The 19,682-nt window shown below is 65.1% G+C and carries 17 protein-coding genes; 7 read left to right on the forward strand and 10 right to left on the reverse strand.

The genetic code is table 11. The features are described from left to right. Positions 1–80: 80 nt before the first annotated feature. Positions 81–1,958 carry a potassium transporter Kup gene (locus Q8Q80_RS10975; protein WP_305632945.1) on the reverse strand — a complete coding sequence of 626 codons (1,878 nt, stop codon included), beginning with the start codon at positions 1,956–1,958 and terminating at the stop codon, positions 81–83. A 136-nt stretch (positions 1,959–2,094) separates the two neighbouring features. Here Q8Q80_RS10975 and Q8Q80_RS10980 point away from each other — a divergent pair, with 136 nt between their 5' ends. The 7 genes from Q8Q80_RS10980 to Q8Q80_RS11010 all read left to right on the forward strand — a co-directional run bounded on the left by Q8Q80_RS10980 (position 2,095) and on the right by Q8Q80_RS11010 (position 11,285). After that, a complete protein-coding gene (locus Q8Q80_RS10980; RefSeq protein ID WP_305632946.1) occupies positions 2,095–2,448 on the forward strand; it encodes a nucleotide pyrophosphohydrolase in 354 nt (117 codons plus the stop codon). A gap of 119 nt (positions 2,449–2,567) precedes the next feature. Then, positions 2,568–6,005 (forward strand): transcription-repair coupling factor, encoded by a 3,438-nt coding sequence (gene mfd / locus Q8Q80_RS10985; RefSeq protein ID WP_305632947.1) that lies wholly within the window; start codon positions 2,568–2,570, stop codon positions 6,003–6,005. A 645-nt stretch (positions 6,006–6,650) separates the two neighbouring features. Further along, positions 6,651–7,589, forward strand: a complete 939-nt coding sequence (locus Q8Q80_RS10990) for a ketopantoate reductase family protein (RefSeq protein WP_305632948.1) — start codon at positions 6,651–6,653, stop codon at positions 7,587–7,589. A gap of 64 nt (positions 7,590–7,653) precedes the next feature. Then, positions 7,654–8,592, forward strand: coding sequence for a diacylglycerol kinase family protein (locus tag Q8Q80_RS10995; RefSeq protein ID WP_305632949.1), 939 nt, complete (start codon positions 7,654–7,656; stop codon positions 8,590–8,592). Next, the gene (locus Q8Q80_RS11000) at positions 8,589–9,398 is read left to right on the forward strand and encodes a metallophosphoesterase (RefSeq protein WP_305632950.1); all 810 of its coding nucleotides are present in this window, start codon (positions 8,589–8,591) and stop codon (positions 9,396–9,398) included. The genes Q8Q80_RS10995 and Q8Q80_RS11000 overlap by 4 nt, the downstream gene beginning before the upstream one ends. Positions 9,399–9,405: 7 nt before the next feature. After that, positions 9,406–10,257, forward strand: coding sequence for a phosphatase PAP2 family protein (locus Q8Q80_RS11005; RefSeq protein ID WP_305632951.1), 852 nt, complete (start codon positions 9,406–9,408; stop codon positions 10,255–10,257). After that, entirely contained in the window at positions 10,254–11,285 is a 1,032-nt protein-coding gene (locus Q8Q80_RS11010; protein WP_305632952.1) for an ADP-ribosylglycohydrolase family protein, read from the forward strand. Before Q8Q80_RS11005 ends, Q8Q80_RS11010 begins: the two co-directional genes overlap by 4 nt. Here the strand turns inward: Q8Q80_RS11010 and Q8Q80_RS11015 are convergent. The 9 genes from Q8Q80_RS11015 to Q8Q80_RS11055 all read right to left on the reverse strand — a co-directional run bounded on the left by Q8Q80_RS11015 (position 11,278) and on the right by Q8Q80_RS11055 (position 19,615). Next, complete coding sequence (locus Q8Q80_RS11015) at positions 11,278–12,216, reverse strand: diguanylate cyclase (RefSeq protein WP_305632953.1); 939 nt, start codon at positions 12,214–12,216, stop codon at positions 11,278–11,280. The two genes, Q8Q80_RS11010 and Q8Q80_RS11015, sit on opposite strands and share 8 nt — an antisense overlap. 398 nt (positions 12,217–12,614) lie before the next feature. Then, complete coding sequence (locus Q8Q80_RS11020) at positions 12,615–12,929, reverse strand: DUF971 domain-containing protein (protein ID WP_305632954.1); 315 nt, start codon at positions 12,927–12,929, stop codon at positions 12,615–12,617. Then, complete coding sequence (locus Q8Q80_RS11025) at positions 12,926–13,795, reverse strand: ABC transporter ATP-binding protein (protein ID WP_305632955.1); 870 nt, start codon at positions 13,793–13,795, stop codon at positions 12,926–12,928. Before Q8Q80_RS11025 ends, Q8Q80_RS11020 begins: the two co-directional genes overlap by 4 nt. Continuing rightward, positions 13,792–14,559 (reverse strand): ABC transporter permease, encoded by a 768-nt coding sequence (locus Q8Q80_RS11030; protein ID WP_305632956.1) that lies wholly within the window; start codon positions 14,557–14,559, stop codon positions 13,792–13,794. The genes Q8Q80_RS11025 and Q8Q80_RS11030 overlap by 4 nt, the downstream gene beginning before the upstream one ends. A 201-nt stretch (positions 14,560–14,760) precedes the next feature. Beyond that, positions 14,761–16,206: an ABC transporter substrate-binding protein gene (locus Q8Q80_RS11035; RefSeq protein ID WP_305632957.1), complete on the reverse strand. Its 1,446-nt coding sequence runs from the start codon at positions 16,204–16,206 to the stop codon at positions 14,761–14,763. Positions 16,207–16,306: 100 nt separating this feature from the next. After that, positions 16,307–16,642: a ferredoxin FdxA gene (gene fdxA / locus Q8Q80_RS11040; protein WP_305632958.1), complete on the reverse strand. Its 336-nt coding sequence runs from the start codon at positions 16,640–16,642 to the stop codon at positions 16,307–16,309. A 10-nt stretch (positions 16,643–16,652) separates the two neighbouring features. After that, a complete protein-coding gene (locus Q8Q80_RS11045; RefSeq protein WP_305632959.1) occupies positions 16,653–17,600 on the reverse strand; it encodes a HEAT repeat domain-containing protein in 948 nt (315 codons plus the stop codon). Positions 17,601–17,611: 11 nt separating this feature from the next. Next, complete coding sequence (locus Q8Q80_RS11050; RefSeq protein WP_069040201.1) at positions 17,612–17,845, reverse strand: ferredoxin family protein; 234 nt, start codon at positions 17,843–17,845, stop codon at positions 17,612–17,614. Between the two features lie 39 nt (positions 17,846–17,884). Further along, positions 17,885–19,615 carry a fumarate reductase/succinate dehydrogenase flavoprotein subunit gene (locus Q8Q80_RS11055; protein WP_257096972.1) on the reverse strand — a complete coding sequence of 577 codons (1,731 nt, stop codon included), beginning with the start codon at positions 19,613–19,615 and terminating at the stop codon, positions 17,885–17,887. Between the last annotated feature and the right edge of the window lie 67 nt (positions 19,616–19,682).

Raw genomic sequence — 19,682 nt, forward strand, 5'->3', positions numbered from 1 at the left:
CCGACCCTGGTCTGTCATTGTCGCAGCCCGGCAGTTCCCGTACGACACCGGCACGCGCACAACCGAACGCCATGCACGCTTCAGAGGCTGATCTGCGTGCCCAGTTCGACCACCCGGTTCGGCGGCAGATGGAAGTAATTTGCCGGCCCCTCTGACTGCCTGAGCATCCAGCCGAACAACGCGCGGCGCCATGCCGACAGGTCACCGACGCCTTCGACGACGGTCGAGCGCGCGACGAAATAGGTCGTATCCATCGCCTCGAGCTCCAGCACCTCGGGCGGCAGCGCCTGCAGCGCTTCGGGAATGTCAGGCTCCTCGCGGAAGCCGTAGCGCACTTCGATCGCCCAGGTGTTGTCGGCCAGCCGTTGCACGGTCATCCGCTGTTCCGCCGCCACCCGTGGCACTTCTTCGATCCGTACGTGAAGGAACAGTACGGACTCGTGCAACACCTTGAAATGCTTGAGGTTATGGAACAGCGCACTGGGAACGGTTTCCGGATCCGAAGTCAGGTAGATCGCGGTACCCGGTACGCGCGGCACCTCGGGAATCGGGCTGGCAAGGAAATCCTCCATCGGGATGTTGATGCGCCGGCGCTCGCGCGCCAGCAGCTCGCTGCCCCGCTTCCAGGTGGTCAGCATGGTGAACAGCGCCGCGCCCAGCAGCATCGGCAGCCAGCCGCCATCGAGGAATTTCGTCAGGTTGGACGCGAAGAACAGCAGTTCGACGACGAAGAACACCCCCAGCACGGCAAGCAGTGCAATCTTCAGGCGCCGCTGCGACATGCTGGTGATGAAGATCATCAGCAGCGTCGTGATGATCATGTCACCCGATACGGCGATGCCGTAGGCCGCCGCCAGATCGCTGGAGGTGTCGAATTCCAGCACCAGCACGACCACGCCGATCAGCATCAGCCAGTTTACGGCCGGAATGTAGATCTGCCCGCGCTCGGTGTCCGAAGTGTGCAGCTGGCGCAAGCGCGGCAGATAGCCCAGTCGCGAGGCCTGTGCGGTGATCGAGAAGGCGCCGGAAATGACCGCCTGCGACGCGATCACGGTCGCCATCGTGGCCAGCAGCACCAACGGCAGGCGCAGCGCCTCGGGTGCCAGATTGAAGAAGGGATTGCTGACCGTTTCGGACGCCCGCAACACCAGTGCGCCCTGACCGAAATAATTGATCAGCAGCGCCGGCGACACGATGAAATACCAGGCCAGCCGCACCGGTCGCTTGCCGAAATGCCCCATGTCGGCGTACAGCGCCTCGCCGCCGGTCAGCGCCAGAAACACGGCACCGAGCAGCAGGAAAGCCTGCGCGGGATTGTCGATCGCGAACACGATGGCGTAGGTCGGATCGAGTGCGCGCAACACGTCGGGTGTCTGCACGATGCTGTTGATTCCAAGCAGCGCAAGCACCGCGAACCACACGATGGTGATCGGTCCGAAAAAGCGGCCGACCAGCGCTGTCCCCTTTCGCTGCACTGAAAACAGCACGATGATGATGACGATGGTGATCGGCTCGATCCAGTGCTCGAGCGTCGGCGCCACGACCGACAGGCCCTCGACCGCAGCCAGTACGGAAATGGCTGGCGTGATGACCGCATCGCCGTAGAACATCGCCGCCGCGAACACGCCGGCGGCGGTCACTGCCGCCACCCGTCGGCGCACCCCTGCGCGGGCGGCCCGCTGCGCCAGCGACGCCAGCGCGAGCGCGCCGCCTTCGCCGTCGTTGTCGAAGCGAAGCACGATGAACACGTACTTGAACGAAATGATCAGCGTGACGGACCAGAACAGCGCCGACAGCGCGGCGAGCACGTTTGCTTCCGAAAGTGGCAGGCCGTGATTGCCGGTAAAGGCTTCCTTGAAGGCGTACAGCGGACTGGTGCCGATGTCGCCGAAAACCACGCCCAGTGCCGCCAGCATCAGCGGTCCGAGCGCCTTCGCGCCGTCTGTTTGTCGAGTCATTTCTGCGTCGTGGAATGACAGGTCGCCGATATTGCGCCGCAACATATGCAAGATCAAGCGGTCCTGTCCGTCCCGCGTCACATTTGCAACAATCCCCCCGACTTCCCATGTCGAACCCACCATCGCCCCGCACACCATGGATGACACCGCCGACCTGCTTTCACTGCGCAACCTGATCCGACAGTTCGTCGCCGAGCGCGACTGGGCGCAGTTCCATACCCCGAAGAATCTCGCGATGGCGATGAGCATCGAAGCCGCCGAAGTGATGGAACACTTCCAGTGGCTGGTCACCGGCCATGAACTGTCTGACGCCAAAAAGCGGGCGGTCGGCCACGAACTGGCCGACACGCTGGTCTATCTTGTCCGGCTGGCGGACACGCTGGACATCGACCTGCCCGCCGCCATCGCCGAAAAGATGCAGATCAACCGGGACAAATACCCTGCCGAGCGGGTGCGCGGCGACGCGCGCAAATACGACGAGTACGAGTGAGGCGGCCGGCTGCCGTTTCCGCGATAATCCCCCCCTTCGTCACGCCCTTCGCCGCCCGGCGTCCTCAAGCTTTTTCTCGGTGCGCGAACCTTGGCGTACCGCAGTGTTCCCAGCTGCCCATGACTACATCGCCCTCCCTCCTGAAAGCCCTGTCACGCCCGCGCCCGGCCAGCCGCATCGATTGGCCGCCGCTGCCCGGTGGTGCCCAGGCGCTCGCGCTCGCGGGACTTGCGAAAGACGCCGGTGCGCCGCTGGTCGTCGTCGCTGCACGGCCTATGGACGCACAGCGTCTGGTCGACGAACTGCGCTGGTTCGCGCCGACGCTGCGCAGCTTCCAGCTGCCGGACTGGGAAACCCTGCCATACGACCAGTTCTCGCCGCACAACGACCTGGTGTCCGAGCGACTGGAAACGCTTTACGCGCTGATGCGCGGCGAACTGGACGTGCTGGTCGTGCCGGCCTCGACCGCGCTGTACCGGCTGGCGCCACGCGAATACCTCGCCGCCCACACCTTCTTCGTCAAGCAGGGCGAAAAGCTCGACGTCGAGCGCCTGCGCCTGCAGCTGACGGTGGCCGGCTACGGCCCGGTGACCCAGGTGGTGGCGCCGGGCGAATACAGCGTGCGCGGCGGTCTGGTCGACCTGTATCCGATGGGCGCCGCCCTGCCCTACCGCATCGACCTGTTCGATGACGAAGTGGAAAGCATCCGCACGTTCGACGTGGACACCCAGCGCACCGTGTTCCCGACCAAGGAAATCCGCCTGCTGCCGGCGCGCGAATTCCCGATGGACGACAAGGCGCGCACCGCCTTCCGCTCGCGCTTCCGCGAAGCGTTCGAGGGTGACCCTTCGAAGTCGGTCATCTACAAGGATGTGTCCAACGGCGTACCGACGGCCGGCATCGAGTACTACATTCCGCTGTTCTTCGAACACACCGACACGCTGTTCGACTATCTGCCGGTCAACGCGCTGGTGGCGCTCGACGCCGAGGTGAATGACGCGATCGGCGACTTCTGGCGCGACACGAAGAGCCGCTTCGACCTGATGAAAGGCGAACGTGCGCGCCCCATCCTGCCGCCGGCCGAGCTGTTTCTGTCGGAAGAACAGTTCCACGTTTCGCTGGCCAATCGCGCCATCGTGCGTCTCGGGCGCGGCGCACCGGACACGTCGGCGGGTGCGTCGCCCTTGCCGGAGCTGGGCATCGAGCGGAAGGCGGCCGACCCGCTGCACCGGCTGCGCGCGCAGGTCGCGGCACAGCGCGTCGTGGTGATCGCCGAATCGGCCGGGCGACGCGAAACGCTGATCGACTACTTCGCCGAATACGGGCTGGCGAGTGCGCCGGTCGATGGCTTCGACGCCGCCATCGCCGCAGACGCCGCCCTGACGGTTGCCATCGGTCCGCTGGTCGAGGGCTTTGCGCTGTCATCACCCGCGATCGCGCTGGTGACCGAAACCGAGCTGTACCCGACGCAGGCGCGTTCGCGCGGCAAGCGCGACGGCCGCAAGGTCACCGCCGAGAACTTCCTGCGCGACCTGACCGAGCTGAAGATCGGCGATCCGGTGGTGCATCTGCAGCACGGCATCGGGCGCTACATCGGCCTGACCCACATGGATCTGGGCGAAGGCGAAACAGAGTTCCTGCATCTGGAATACGCCGACGGCGACAAGCTGTATGTGCCGGTGTCGCAGCTGCACCAGATCAGCCGCTACAGCGGCGCGCCGGGCGACCAGGTGCATCTGCACAAGCTCGGTTCCGGCCAGTGGGACAAGGCGAAGAAGCGCGCCGCCGCCCAGGTGCGCGACACCGCCGCCGAACTGCTGGCGCTGTACGCCCAGCGCTCGGCGCGCAAGGGCCATACCTTCGGTTTCAAGCAACACGACATGGATGCCTTCGCCGAAGGTTTCGGCTTCGAGGAAACGCCGGACCAGATGGGCGCGATCAACGCGGTGGTCGGCGACATGACGTCCGGCCGGCCGATGGACCGCCTGGTGTGCGGCGACGTCGGCTTCGGCAAGACCGAAGTCGCGCTGCGCGCCGCCTTCGTCGCGGTGGCCGACGGCAAGCAGGTGGCCGTGCTGGCACCGACCACGCTGCTGGCCGAACAGCACTACCAGACCTTCAGCGATCGCTTCGCCCAGGTGGCGCACGAATGGCCCGCACGCATCGCCGAAATCTCGCGCTTCAAGAGCGCGAAGGAACAGACGCAGGCGCTGAAGGAAGCCGCCGAAGGCAAGATCGACGTGCTGATCGGCACGCACCGCCTGCTGCAGAAGGACGTGAGCTTCGCCCGCCTGGGCCTCGTCATCATCGACGAGGAACACCGCTTCGGCGTGCGCCAGAAGGAGGCGCTGAAGTCGCTGCGCGCCGAGGTCGACGTGCTGACGCTGACCGCGACGCCGATCCCGCGCACGCTGGCCATGTCGCTCGAAGGCATCCGCGATTTTTCGGTCATTGCCACCGCGCCGCAGAAGCGGCTGGCCATCAAGACCTTCGTCAGCCCGTGGTCGCGCGGCCTGATCCGCGAGGCGGTGCTGCGCGAATTCAAGCGCGGCGGGCAGGTGTATTTCCTGCACAACGAGGTCGACACCATCGAAGAGATGGGTTCAAGACTCGCCGACCTGCTGCCCGAGGCGCGCATCGTCATCGGCCACGGCCAGTTGCCCGAGCGCGAGCTGGAGCGCGTGATGCGCGAATTCACGCAGCGCCGGCACAACCTGCTGCTGTGCACGACCATCATCGAAACCGGCATCGACAACCCGAACGCCAACACCATCATCATCAATCGCGCCGACCGCTTCGGTCTCGCCCAGCTGCATCAGTTGCGCGGCCGGGTCGGCCGCAGCCACCACCAGGCCTACGCCTACCTGCTGACCGACGCGCACGCCAAGCCGACCGAACAGGGTCGCCGCCGGCTGGAAGCCATCACGATGATGGAAGAGCTGGGATCGGGCTTCTATCTCGCGATGCACGACCTGGAAATCCGCGGCGCCGGCGAGGTGCTGGGCGAATCGCAATCCGGCGAAATGCAGGAAATCGGCTTCAACCTCTACACCGACATGCTCAAGAGCGCGGTCAAGTCGCTGCAGAAGGGCGAAGACGCCGACCTCACGCAGCCACTCGACATCGTGTCGGAAATCAACCTGCACACGCCGGCGCTGCTGCCGACCGCCTACTGTCCGGACGTGCACGAGCGCCTGACGCTGTACAAACGCCTGGCCAACTGCGAAACGGTCGACGAGGTGTCGGCGCTGCGCGAAGAACTGGTCGACCGCTTCGGCCAGATGCCCGACCAGACGCGCGCCCTGCTCGAAACGCACCGCCTGCGCATCGCCGCAAAACCGCTCGGCATCACCAAGATCGACGCGCACGACACGCAGATCCTGGTCACCTTCGTACCCAACCCGCCGATCGAGCCGATCCGCATCATCCAGCTCGTGCAGAAGGACCGGAACTTCAAGCTGGCCGGGCAGGACCGGCTGTCGTGGAAGCGATCGAGCGTCGATCTGGACGCCCGCGTGGCGGGCGTGCGCGAGTTGATGAAGAAGCTGACCGGCTGAAGCGATCGTCCAGGCGTGTCGACGGATTCGCCCGATCACACAGCCGCCGCGACCTTGCAGCTTGGGCTGAGCCAACGGCGATGCCCAACGAGCCCCCGTCGATGATGCACCCGCTCAGGCCGAAGGACGGCGTTGGGCATCGCCTGCGGCTCAGCCCAACCTACGGGGCGCTGATTCACCCGACCGCGCGACTGCAACGGACGGTGTTGGGCATCGCCTGCGGCTCACCCCAACCTACGACGCGCTGATTCACCCGACTGCGCGACTGCACCGGACGGCGTTGGGCATCGCCTGCGGCTCAGCCCAACCTACGACGGACTGATTCACTTGATGGACCGGGACGGAGCCGTAGGTTGGGGTGAGCCGCAGGCGATGCCCAACAACAACTGTGTCGATCGCAAGGCGCGCCAACATGCAGATCGCTGGGCAGACACATCGGCCCGGCTCCCGCTCAGGCGCGCAACACGGTGATTCATGGCTGGCGCCTGAACGGAATGTGGCGATCCATGTCGATCCACCGATGCGAAAGAAGCGAAAAGCCGGGCGGGTCGTGCAGGACCTACGGCGCTGCGGTGCGCCGACCGGTGAACAAATTGACGGGCCGAGCGCGTACATTCACGCAGCGGGATCGACGGGAGAACAACCATGCGCATGCTGATACTCGGTGCCGGCGGCATCGGCGGCTATTTCGGGGCGCGACTTCAGCAAGCGGGCGCCGACGTGCGTTTTCTGGTGCGCCCTGCGCGGGCGCGCGTGCTGCACGACCGTGGGCTGCGCGTGTTCAGCCCGCTCGGCGATGTCGAGGTGACACCCGAACTGCTGACGGCCGTGGACGACGGCGATCATTTCGATCTGGTGCTGCTGTCGTGCAAGGCCTACGACCTCGTCTCGGCGATTGATGCCATCACACCTGCAGTCGGACCACACAGCGTCGTCGTGCCGCTGCTCAATGGCATTGCGCACCTTGACCGGCTTGACGCGCGCTTCGGTCGCGTGCGCGTGGCAGGCGGCGTCGCGCATCTGGCGCTCACGGCGGACGAGACGGGTGCCATCCGCCACCTGAATGCAACACAGCGCCTGATCATCGGGGCGCGCACCGAGCCCGCCCCGCCAGCGTTTGACTGGCTCGGCGCGCTGATCACACGCATGTCGCCCGACTACACCGTTTCCCCCGACATCGAACAGGACATGTGGGACAAGCTGGTTTTCATCAGTGTTCTGGCCGGCACCACCTGCCTGATGCGGGCGACCATCGGCGACATTCTCGCTACGCGCGCCGGCCGGGCGCTCATCGAAGGCATGCTGCAAGAAAGCGCGACCATTGCGGCTTCCTGCGGGCATGCACCCTCCGCCAGCCGTCTGGCCGGCTATCGGGCCCAACTGACCGAAACCGGCTCGTCGCTGACGGCATCGATGCTGCGCGACATGCTGCGCGGCGCACCCACTGAAGCGGACCACGTGTTCGGCAATCTGATAGAGCGTGCTGCAGAGTTCGCGCTGCCGACTCCACTGCTCGACCTGGCCATGTCGGCGCTGCAGGCCTACGAAATCTCACGGCGGCGTCTGTCAGCATCGTCCGGCTGATTAAGCTCAGCGGCTTCCCTATCATGTGAGATTCCCGGGTTCCAACCCGCACCCGGTACATCCGATGTCCCCCCCGCTTTCGTCGCAGGCCGCGCCGCTTTTCATCGTGCTCAACGCCGCCTCCGGCAGCAGCGATGCCGCGCAGACCTGCGCCACCATCGCTGCGGTGTTGACCGCCGCCGGTCGTACGCACCACATCCTGATGGTCGAATCGGGACAGACGCTGCCCGAACTGGCGCGCGACGCCGTGGCACGGGCGGGCGCCGAACAAGGCATCGTCGTTGCGGCAGGCGGCGATGGCACGATCAATACCGTTGCCCAGGCGATGCTGGGCAGCGGTCTGACCTTTGGCGTGGTCCCACAGGGCACGTTCAACTACTTCAGCCGCGAACACGGCATTCCGGCCGACACCGAAGCCGCCGTACGACTGCTGCTCGACGGCGAGGTGCGGCCGGTGCAGGTGGGGCGGGTGAATGACCGGGTGTTCCTGGTGAACGCCAGTCTTGGCCTGTATCCGGCGCTGCTGGAAAACCGCGAGGAGTGGAAACGACAGCTTGGCCGCAGCCGCCTCGTCGCTTTCTGGGCCGGCCTGCTGACGCTGCTGCGCGAACATCGCCGACTGACGCTGGACATTGAACACGGCGGCGCGCGGCGCACCATCCGTACGGTGACGCTGTTCGTCGGCAACAACCGTCTGCAGCTGGAACAACTTGGCCTGCCCGAGGCGTCGGACCTCGCCCGCGGCAGGCTGGCCGGCATCACGCTGCGCCCGACCGGCAAGCTGGCCATGCTGTGGCTGCTGGTGCGCGGTGCGCTGGGTCGACTGGGCGACGCAGACCGCGTGGTCAATTTCAGTTTCCGATCGATCAACCTGAGTTCGCGCCGGCGCCGGCACATCAAGGTGGCCACCGACGGCGAAGTTGCCTGGATGAATACGCCGCTGCATTTCGAGGCGCTGCCGGACGCGCTGAATCTCATCGTGCCGCGGGGCCCGACGGCATGAGCGCACTGCTGATGCAGATTTCCGACACCCATTTCGGCGTGGAACGCCCGGCGGTGTGCGACGCCCTGCGCCGGCTGGCGCAGGCGCAGCGGCCCGGCGTGCTGCTGCTGTCGGGCGACATCACGCAGCGCGCGCGCGCCAGCCAGTTTGCCGCTGCGCGCACCTTCGTCGACAGCCTGGGCATTGCGGCGCAGGTCACCCTGCCCGGCAATCACGACATCGCACTGTTCAACGTCTTCGAGCGTCTGCTGGTGCCCTACCGCAGCTACCGGCGCGCCTTCGGCGCTGCGCACGATGCGGTGTTCGATGCCGAAGGCGTGCGCATCGTCAGCGTCGATTCGACGCGCGCCTACCGCCATGTCGATGGCGAACTGTCGGCCGATCAGATCGAAGCGGTCGCGCGCGCGCTCGACGGCGCACCGGCCGACGCACTGCGCATCGTCATGCTGCATCACCCGGTGGCGGTGAGCCGACCCGACGAAAAGCACAACCGCGTGCACGGCCATCGCGAGGCGGTCGTCCGCTGGCGGGCCGCCGGCGCCGATCTCATTCTGGGCGGCCACATCCACCTGCCCTTCGTGCGCCGGCTCGACGGCGACGGCCTGCGCACCGCGTGGGCCGTTCAGGCCGGTACGGCCGTATCTGAGCGCACGCGACAGGAAGCCGGCAACTCGGTCAATCTGATCCGCGCGACCAGGCTGCGTGGCGCGCGTACTGCTGTTGTTGAGCGCTGGGACTACTGCGCGGAAAGCGATTGCTTCGAGCCTGGCGCGCTGAGCGCGCTGGCGCTGGATGCGCACCGCTGAGCCATCGATGAATGCCTTGCTTGCCGACCCGCAGCCGCTGGCCGACTTCATCGCGCAGCATGCGGTGCCGCTCTGCCTGGGTGCGCTCGGTGTTGCCTTCGCACTGGCACTCGCCGGTCAAGCCACCGCCCGCCGCCTGTGGCCAACCGGCAGCCGCACCCCGGCGCAGATCGCGACGACCGGCGCCGTCTGCCTGCTGTGCGCGCTGTTGCTGTTCATCGCGATCGCCTCCGCGGTGTCTGCCGACGGCGATCTGGTGCGCCTCGACCACGCGCTGGCCGATGCCATGGCGGCACATCAGTCCGCCGGCGCGCTGCGTGTGTTCGCCCTCTTTACGCACTTTGGCGACACCATCGTGCTGACCGGGCTGTGCATCGCGGGTGCAGCAGCGCTGCTGGCGGGCAGGGAGCGTCTGCTCGCCGCTGCGCTGGTGGCGGCCATCGGCGGCAATTCGCTGCTGAATCACTCCTTGAAGGCGATGTTCGCGCGCGTGCGTCCATTGCACGAACACGGCCAGACCTGGGAAACCAGCTGGAGCTTCCCGAGCGGTCACAGCTCGGGCACGCTGGTGGCGTACGGCATGGCGGCCTGGATATTGATGCAGTTGATGCCGGCGCGCTGGCATCTGCCGGTGCTGCTGAGCGCCGTCGCCATCGCGCTCGTGACCGCGCTGAGCCGCGTCGTGCTGCACGTGCATTACGCGAGCGATGTGATGGCGGGTTTCGCATCCGGCTCCGCGTGGCTGACGCTGTGCATCACCGTCGCCGCGCTGCTTCGTCGACGCTCGGCCCCCTCATGCAACCAACCGGCCGGCGAAATGCCTGAACGCACAGCGGTCCACAAGGAGCAGCAATCATGATCGATCACTCGCGCCTCGAAGCGGCCTGGTGGGCCAGCTTCATCGGCGACGCACTGGCCATGCCGGTGCACTGGTATTACACGCGCAGCCGCATCGCCGCCGACTATGGCGAGATCGACCACTACATGGCGCCGCACAATCCGCACCCGGACAGCATCCTGTGGCGCAGCACGTACCGGCACACCGACGCGACCGACGACATCCTGCATGACCAGGCCCGCTTCTGGGGCGGGCCGCGCGGCATTCATTACCACCAGTTCCTGCACGCCGGCGAAAACACGCTGAACATCCGGCTCGCCGCACTGCTTGCCGAGTCGCTGGTCGAATGCGGCCAGTACGACCGCGATGATTTTGCGCGCCGCTACCTGGACTTCATGCTGACGCCCGGCACGCATGGCGATACCTACGTCGAGGAATACCACCGCGCCTTCTTCAAGCACTATGCCGAAGGCCGCGAACTGGACCATTGCGGCATCGAGGACATCCACATCGGCGGTCTGGCGACGCTGACACCGCTCATCCTGTTCCACGCGGCCAACCGTCACGCGATGCACGATGCCGTGGCGTCGCACATCGATCTGACGCACAAGGGACCGGTCGCCGCCGAGGCGGCGAAAGTATTCGCGGACCTGATGTATTTCCTGCTGCAGGGCGCGCCGCTCGATGACGCCATCGAGCGCGCGGGCGGCGCTGCGCACACTGCGCTGACGTGGCCGTACCGCTCCTGGGTGCCCACGCGCCCGGACGACGAAGTCGTCGGCGCTCAGTTCAGCCCGGCCTGCTATCTGGAAGATTCACTGCCGGCGACGCTCTTCCTGGCCGTGAAATACGGGTCTGATCTGCGCGCGGGACTGATTTCAAACGCTAAGCTGGGCGGAGACAACTGCCACCGCGGCGTCGTGCTCGGCGCACTGCTCGGCGCCCAGGGCGGCATGGCTCAAGTGCCGCCGGCATGGGTGACCGGACTGCATGAGCACGCGCGTTATCGCGCACTGATCGATGCGATCCTGAAAATTTCGCTCAGCTGAGCACGCAGCCGTTGCGTCCACGTTCCTTGGCGATGTAAAGGCGTTCGTCGGCCGCGCGGAAAAGCGTCGCCAGTGTGTCGTCCGCCTGCATCACGAAAGCGCCGCCGATCGAAAGGGTCACGATACCCCAGTCGGCGTTGTGTTGATGCGACACCGCGATGCCTCGCACCGCGTCGAGCAGGGCGCCTGCAAGTCCGTGGTAAAGCTCGCGCGTAGCCAGCGGCATCACGACCGCGAACTCCTCGCCGCCGTAACGGGCGGCAAACGGGCTGGCGGCTTCGCGTTCGGCGCGATATCGATCGACCACCGATCCGATCGTACCGGCCACCTTGCGCAGGCAATCGTCGCCGGCGAGATGACCGTAATGGTCGTTGTATTTCTTGAAGTGGTCGATGTCGAGCATCAGCAGACCGAAAGAGGTGCTGTCGCGTTTCGCCTCGCTCCAGGCCAGATCCAGCTTCATGTCCATATAGCGCCGGTTATACAGACCGGTCAGGCCGTCGCGGCTGGCCTGTTCGAGCAGCAGCCGGTTCGCCACCGTCAACCGGCTGCGCAGCGCCGCGATGCGCGCCATCGCCTTCATCTTTGCCTGCAGAACGTCTTCCGATACCGATTTGACGATGAAATCATCGCCGCCGGCTTCGATCGCCGTGACAAGGTTCTCCCGTGTATCCGATGCCGTGAGGAACAGGATGGGTGTCCACGCCCAGTCCTGTGTCGTCTCGATCGCGCGGATCCGCGCCGTGGCTTCGAAACCGTTCATCACCGGCATTTCGATGTCCATCAGGATCAGGTCGGGCGCCTGCTCAATGAATAACGCCAGCGCAATCTCGCCGTTCTCTGCCACGGTGACCTCGTGGCCGAAAGACGAAAGCCGCACAGACATCACCGCCACGATGGCGCGGCTGTCCTCAACCAGCAGTATTTTCATGGTGTGCCTGAAGGAATCCCGTAAGAAACATATGGTCTTGATGTCGGCAATCGGTTGATTCGACTTGAACCCTGATTGCGGCAGATCCGGATGATCCGCGACTGCGGCACGACGCAGGTGGGCGCCCCGCCCGCTGAAGCCGCTCCGACAACTTTCCCATAACGCGTCAATTGCTGCCAGCACGAGGATTTCGACTGCAGCATTTCCGACGGCTCCTTCAGCCGCTCCCCGCGCGCTCCGGGCACGAGCTTCAATGCCCGGGGCGGCGGCGGTATCGACGAGCGCGGCACGGTCCGCGCCCCTGGCGAGCGGTTCACCGCGTGTCCTGACAGGCGACGACGCGGCACGACACGACCACCTTCACGGTGTCATCGACCGCTACACCGCTACCCGCACGTTCACGATGCGACGTCCCCGGCTTCGCTCAGCGCACCCAGTTCGCGCAGATAGGCCCACGGATAGATGCCGCGCCGGTGGCCGTCGGAGAACACGAGGTTCAGGCCGGTACCCGCCATTGCGTGCGCCTCGGTCAGCGCGACTTCGCTGCAGTCCTCCGGTGGCGCACCGGCGCGCGCCGCCTTCGTGCAGAAAGCGCAGCGGCAGCGCGCGCGCAGCAGTGCATGGGGGAGCGCGCTGGCGCTGTCGTCATCCCACTCGATGCGCAGCAGCCGCGACGCGCTGAGTAAGGTGACGCTCCGTGGCAGCGCACTCACAGCATCGCTCCCACGCCTTCGGCGCCGACGTGCCAGTCGTGCCCGGCCAGACCGCCCTCCTTCAGCTCACCGCCCATTGCCGCGAGACTTTCTTCGCGAATGAGCGCCTTCAACTGACGGTGCAGCGCGACAAAGGTCGGCGACGAGGTCATTTCAGGTGTGCGCGGTCGCGGCAGCGGCACCGGGATTTCCGCCTTGATGCGACCCGGGCGCGCGGTCATCACATAGATCTTGTCAGACAGGAAGATGGCCTCTTCGATGTCGTGGGTGATGAACAGCACCGACAGCTGCAACTGCTGCCACATATTGGTCAGGATTTCCTGCATCACCACGCGCGTCTGCGAGTCGAGCGCTCCGAAGGGCTCGTCCATCAGCATCACCTGCGGACTGGTGGCCAGCGCGCGCACGATGCCGACGCGCTGCTTCATGCCGCCGGACAATTGCTCCGGGTAGTGATTCTCGAACGACAGCAGGCCCGCCAGCCCGAGCAGCGTGCGCGCTTTTGTTTCGCGCGCGCTGCGGCTGACGCCTTTCATCTTCAGGCCGAATTCGACGTTCTCCCGCACGCGCAGCCATGGAAACAGCGAATACTGCTGGAACACGACGCCGCGGTCCGCCCCCGGGCCGCCGACCGGCGAGCCATCGACCGAAACGATGCCCTGATGCGGCTTCAGGAAACCCGCGACAATGTTGAGCAAGGTCGATTTGCCGCATCCGGACGGCCCGACGATGGATACGAATTCACCCGGCTTCACGTCGAGCGACACCTCGCTCACCGCATCGAGCGGCACACCGTTCTGGGTGAAGCGGACGCAGACATCGCGGATTTCGATGTGACCCTTGCCCGGGACGGAAGTGGCGTTCATCGCGTGTTCTCCTTGCCGACCGATACCTGCCAGGGCATGGCGAGCCGGGCCAGCAGGCGGATGGCACCGCTGCACAGCAGACCCAGTACGCCGATGACCAGCATGCCGATCACGATGTGTGAATACTCGATCAGCGAATACGCTTCCCAGGTGAAGTAGCCGACGCCGTACTGACCTGAAATCATTTCCGCCGCGATCAGCGACACCCAAGCCACCCCCATGCCCACGGACAGTCCGGTGAAGATGTGGGGCATCGCGCCGCGCAGCACCACCTGGGTCATGAGTGCGAACTCGTTGGCCCCCAGGCAGCGCGCCGCCCGCACCAGCACGCTGTCCATCGTCGCCACCCCGTGCATGGTGTTGAGCAGGATGGGAAAGAACGCGCCGAGGAAGGTGATGAACACGATGCTGGTTTCGGTGGTCGGCCACAGCATGATGGACATCGGCACCCAGGCGATGGCCGGTATCGGACGCAGGATTTCCATGGCGGGAAAAAGCAGACCGCGCGCCGCACGGTAGCGTCCGATCAGCAGGCCGAAGCCCACGCCCAGCACCGTGGCCACGACGAAGCCGAACATGATGCGACGCAGGCTGATCGTGATGTTGGTCATGAACTTCGGGTCGCCGAACAGCGCCAGCGCATCGCGATAGACCTCGACCGGACCCGGGATGTGCGTGAAGCGGATGTAGAAATCCCAGCGATAGGCGGTCGCCAGGTACCAGAAACCGATCAGCAGACCGATGGAAACGACGGCCAGCAGCATTGCCGGCCCTTCGCTGCACAACAATCGCCACCATGCCGATGACCTGAGTGTGCCCGCGGGAGCCGCTGTATCGGACCGTTCCGCGCGCCTGACGACGGGCACGACCGGCACCTCACGCAGCGATGTCGCACCATCGTCCTGCTTCGGCGCAAACGACCCCACGTCATCCGCGGGCTGAATCCTGATAGCGGTTCCCATGGCTCACTTCCTTACGGTTGCGACGGCCAGTGCATCGGCATAGAGCCCTGCCTTGCCGCCGTTGGCGGCGGCATGCGCCTCTGCATCCTTCTTCAGCAGGAAGGGCACGATCTGCGTGGCGCCATCCTTGCTGACCAGCGAGTAGAAGGCCTTGTCGGCGAACAGCTTGATCTTGAAGGTCTGATCGAACACGAAGGCCACCCCGACCTTCTTGCCCGATTCCGTTGCCTTGCGGACCGCCGCCAGCGTGCAGTTGGCCGATTTGTAGGCGGTCAGCGCCCCGCCCTCGATCCACACCTCACCCGCCTCGCGCGGCGCCGTGATGGTGCCGCCGCACAAGGGGTCGGTGCCCGAGATTTCATAACTCGAATAGCCGGCCTTCTGCGCCGCGTAGTCGAGCCCGAGTTCCTTGTAGGCCTGCATCACATAGGTTTCATCGACCCACGCGTCGGCGTCGAATTCCTTCACCCGGCCCATGCGGCTCAGCACGCCGTGGTCGTACTTCACCGTTTCGACCCACTTCGGCTTGATGGTGGGATCCAGCGTATGCACGCCGCCCGGGCCAAGAAACATGTAGGCGACTTCCTTCTCGACTCGCGTCCATTCCTCGATTTTCGTTGCCGCTTCAACCGGGTTCTTGCGCACCCAGTCGTTGGCTTCCATCAGCGCCTTGATGTAGGCGACGACGAATTCCGGATACTTTCTGGCGAAATCTTCGCGTACCACCACGCCATGAAAGGTCGGAACCTTGGTTTCGACGCCGTCGAAAATCTTTCGCGCAAAGCCCCGATAGGGCAGCAACTCGGCGAACGGCACGAAGTCGGCATGGCCGTCGATGCGCTTTTCCTGCAGGTTCGACGTGCCGACCTCGGGGCTCTGACTCGCCAGTTCCCAGTAGTCCGACTTCCAGCCGCGGTCTTCCATCGCCTTGAGCAGCATGCCGTGCGCGGCGGAGCCGAACGGCACCGACACCTTCTTGCCCTTCAGGTCGGACAACTGGAAATACGGTGAATCCTTGTGCACCACCATGCCGTTTCCGGCACCGTCGATGTTGTAGGCGATCAATGCGATCAACCGGCTCTTCGTTTCAGGGCCGGCCTGGAAGGTGGCACCGTTCACCAGCAGCGGATAATCACCCATCATGCCGATCTGCAGGGTGTTGGCCACCATGCCGTTGGTCACCGGCGGGCCCGAGGTGAAGTTCTGCCACTCGATCTTGAACTGCAGGTCCTTGTACTTGCCGGTCTTCGGCAGATGCTTTTCGAGCAGACCCATTTCCTTGATGACGATGCCGCCGGTCACGGTATTGGTCGTCGTGTTCTGTGTGCCGATTCCCACCGTGATCACCTCGGCCAGCGCTGCCGGCGCACAGACGGCGATGGACATGCCCAGTGCGAGCATGCGCGATGCGGCAGCCAATCGATCGAAACCTGCATTCAGTGCATTCATGGCGTTCACCTCTCCCAGTCAGTCAAATGAAAAACGACGAAGTGCTGCTGCGGTTGTTGTTGCGGAAGCCTGTCTCCTGCCCAGCCCATCCACCGCTTGTTCATGCGCCCTGAAGGGCGTCGAGGTACTGCCTTTTTTCGCTCACTTCCGCCCAGGCCTCTGCATCGGCGAGTGGTTCATGCGCCTCGGCGATCACCGGCCACTGCGCGGCGAGGCGCGCATTGAGCTCGATGAACACTTCCTGCCCCGCGGGCAGATCGTCCTGCGCGTAGATCGCACTGACCGGGCACTCGCTGACGCACACGCCGCAATCGATGCAGATGTCCGGGTTGATGACCAGGAACTCGGGGCCCTCGTGAAAACACTCCACCGGGCAGATATCCACGCAGTCGGTGTACTTGCAGCGCACGCATGCTTCGGTCACGACATAGGTCATGGCTTTCTCCTTACTTCTGCGCCAGGGTGATGGCGGTGAGCGCAAGCCGCGACAGCTTGCGCACATCGGGATCGGCATCGCCGAGCGCGGCCTCGAGCGCCGGAATCGCACGCGGGTCGGCAATTTCGCCGAGCGCGATGGCGGCTTCCTTGCGCACGTTTCCTATCGTGTGGGTCAGCGCTTCGATCAGCGCCGGCAGCGCTGCGACCGCCTTCAGCAGACCGAGCGCGCGCGCGGCTTTCACGCGCACCTGCCAGTACTCGTCATGCATGGCGCGGATCAGATCGGGAATGGCCAGACCGAGCCGCAACTTGCCCAAGGTCTGCGCCGCCTCGTCGCGCACCATCCATGAGGTGTCGGCAAGACCGCGCGTCAGCGCCGGCAGCACACTCACCTCGCTGGAATAGCCGATGGCACCGATGGCGATGCGCCGCACGTCGGCGTCCGCATCGAGCGCCGCCACCTGGGCCAGCGCACCGATCGCCTCCGGCATGCGCAGGTAGCCGAGCACACCGACCGCCTCGCGCCGCACGCCGGCGTCCGTGTCACTCAATGCCTCCATTGCCGGGGCAAAGGCTTCCGGCACACGCAGCGCCCGGACGGCACGAAGGGCCAGCATGCGCACCTCGGCCGAGTGGCCGCGCAGAAACGGCAGCAGTGGCACGGCGGACGCGCTTTCCTTCAGCTCGGACAGCACGACACCCGCCGCGGCGCGGACATCGGCATCGGCATCGAGCAGCATCGGGGCCAGCGCCGAAACCACCTCGGGCTCTTCGTAGCCTTCGAGCGCACGCACCGCTTCGGTCCGCACCGATGCGTCCGGGTCGGCCAGGCGCGGCAGCAGCAGCGGCACGATGTCGTCCTCGTCGCCGTACGGCAGGTCGATCACGGCAAGGCGCCGCACTTCGGCGTCGGCGCTGCCGAGGCGCTCGGCGACTGAACAGTTCTGGATATCCATCGTCGGGCTCCTCAGCGCAACAGGTAGGGAATCGACACGCTGACTGCACCGGTCGGGCAATCCGTCTCGCACGGCAGGCAGTACCAGCACTCGTCGAATTTCATGAAGGCCTTCTTGGTCAGCATGTCGATGGCGAGCACGTCGAGCGGACAGACATCGACGCAGACGGTGCAGCCCTTCTCGGCGATGCATTTGTCGTTATCGACATTCACCGGAACCTGGGTCTGCGTGGTGGCTATGGTCATGGCGTAACTCCTCTGGATTCGGGCGATGTGATCGGGGTGTCAGGCGGCTTCGGCGTTGTGCGCGACGCGCAGCCGCTGATAGGCGCTGCGCTCTTCCTCGTCGATCGGCACGATGTAGGGCTCGATGGCCTTCTTGCGCATCTGCATGCGGCCTTCCGCGCTCTTGCTCAGCAGCGAATGGCAGAACCAGTTCTCGTCGTCGCGCTCCGGGTGATCGAGGAAATAGTGGTAGAGGCCCCAGCGGCTTTCGGTGCGGAACATCGATGCCCGCGCCGCCATTTCCGCGCAGTCGAGAATGGAATGCGCTTCCATCGCACGCATCAGTTCGTGCGGGTTGGCCGCGAACATCGACTCGGCGTCTTCGCGGATCTCGTCGAAGCGACGCAGTGCGATCTCGTACTTGCGCGTGATCTTCGGCGGCTGCAGGTAGTCATTCACCAGGCGGCGCGTCTTGTACTCGATCTGGTAAGGCGTCAGCCCGTCGGTCCGGCCCAGCGGCGCGAGAATGCGTCGCTCCTCGGCGGCGACGTCTCCTGCATCGACCACGCCCTGGCCGTGGCCGGCGCAGTAGGCGGCGGCGTTCTCGCCGCACAGCCGACCGTAGACGAAGGCCCCCAGCATGTAGTTGTGCGGCACGCTGGCGCAGTCGCCGGCGGCATACAGACCGGGCACCGACGTCTCACCCATCGCGTTCGTGTGGATGCCCGACGCGCTGTGACCGCTGCAGAAGCCGATTTCCGAAATGTGCATCTCCACCATCTGCTTGCGGTAATCGTTGCCGCGATTCTCGTGGAAGCGACCGCGGCTGGGCCGCTCGTTGGTATGCAGGATGGTTTCGATCTCCTGGATCGTTTCTTCCGCCAGGTGGTCGAGCTTAAGGAAGACCGGGCCGTTGCCGCCTTCGAGTTCGTTGTAGAACTCCATCATCATCTGGCCGCTCCAGTAGTCGCATTCGATGAAGCGCTCGCCCTTGGAGTTGGCGGTGAAGCCGCCGAAGGGGCCGGTCACGTAGGCGCAGGCCGGTCCGTTGTAGTCCTTGATCAGGGGATTGATCTGGAAGCACTCGAGATTGGCCAGATCGGCGCCGGCGTGGTAAGCCATCGCATGGCCGTCACCGCAGTTGGTCGGGTTTTCGTAGGTGCCCATCAGATAACCCGATGCCGGCAGGCCGATGCGCCCGGCCGCACCGGTACACAGCACCGCCGCCTTCGTGCGGATGACATAGGTGTCGGCGGTACGACAGTCGAAGCCCATGACGGCCACCACTTCCCCGTCCGCGCCGGTCAGCACGCGCGTCACGACCACCCGGTTGGTCACCTCGACACGCGCCTTCTTCAACTGGCGGTAGAGGATCTTCTTCATGTGATGCCCCTCGGGCATCGGCAGCACGTAACTGCCGAGGTGATGCACCTTGCGCACCGCGTAGTCGCCGGTTTCGTCCTTCTCGAACTTGACGCCCCACTGATCGAGCTGGTTGATCATGTCGAAGCTGTTCGCGGCGTAGGCCATCACCGCTTCCTGATCGACGATGCCGTCATTGGCGATGGTGATTTCCTTGACGTACTGCTCGGGCGTCGCGTGGCCCGGAATGACCGCGTTGTTCAGGCCGTCCATGCCCATCGAGATCGCGCCGCTGCGCTTCACGTTGGCCTTGTCGACCAGCAGCACGCGCAGCTTCGGGTTCTTCTCCTTCGCCTTCACCGCGGCCATCGGGCCGCCTGTCCCGCCGCCGATGACGACGAGATCGAATTCCAGGTCAATGCGCTTCATGTTCTCTCCTTGATTGGGGCTGCACTGTCACGCTTCGGCGCGCAGCTGCGAACGAAGAATTCCTGCG

The organism is Methyloversatilis sp., from assembly GCF_030698125.1.
Taxonomy (GTDB): Bacteria; Pseudomonadota; Gammaproteobacteria; order Burkholderiales; family Rhodocyclaceae; genus Methyloversatilis.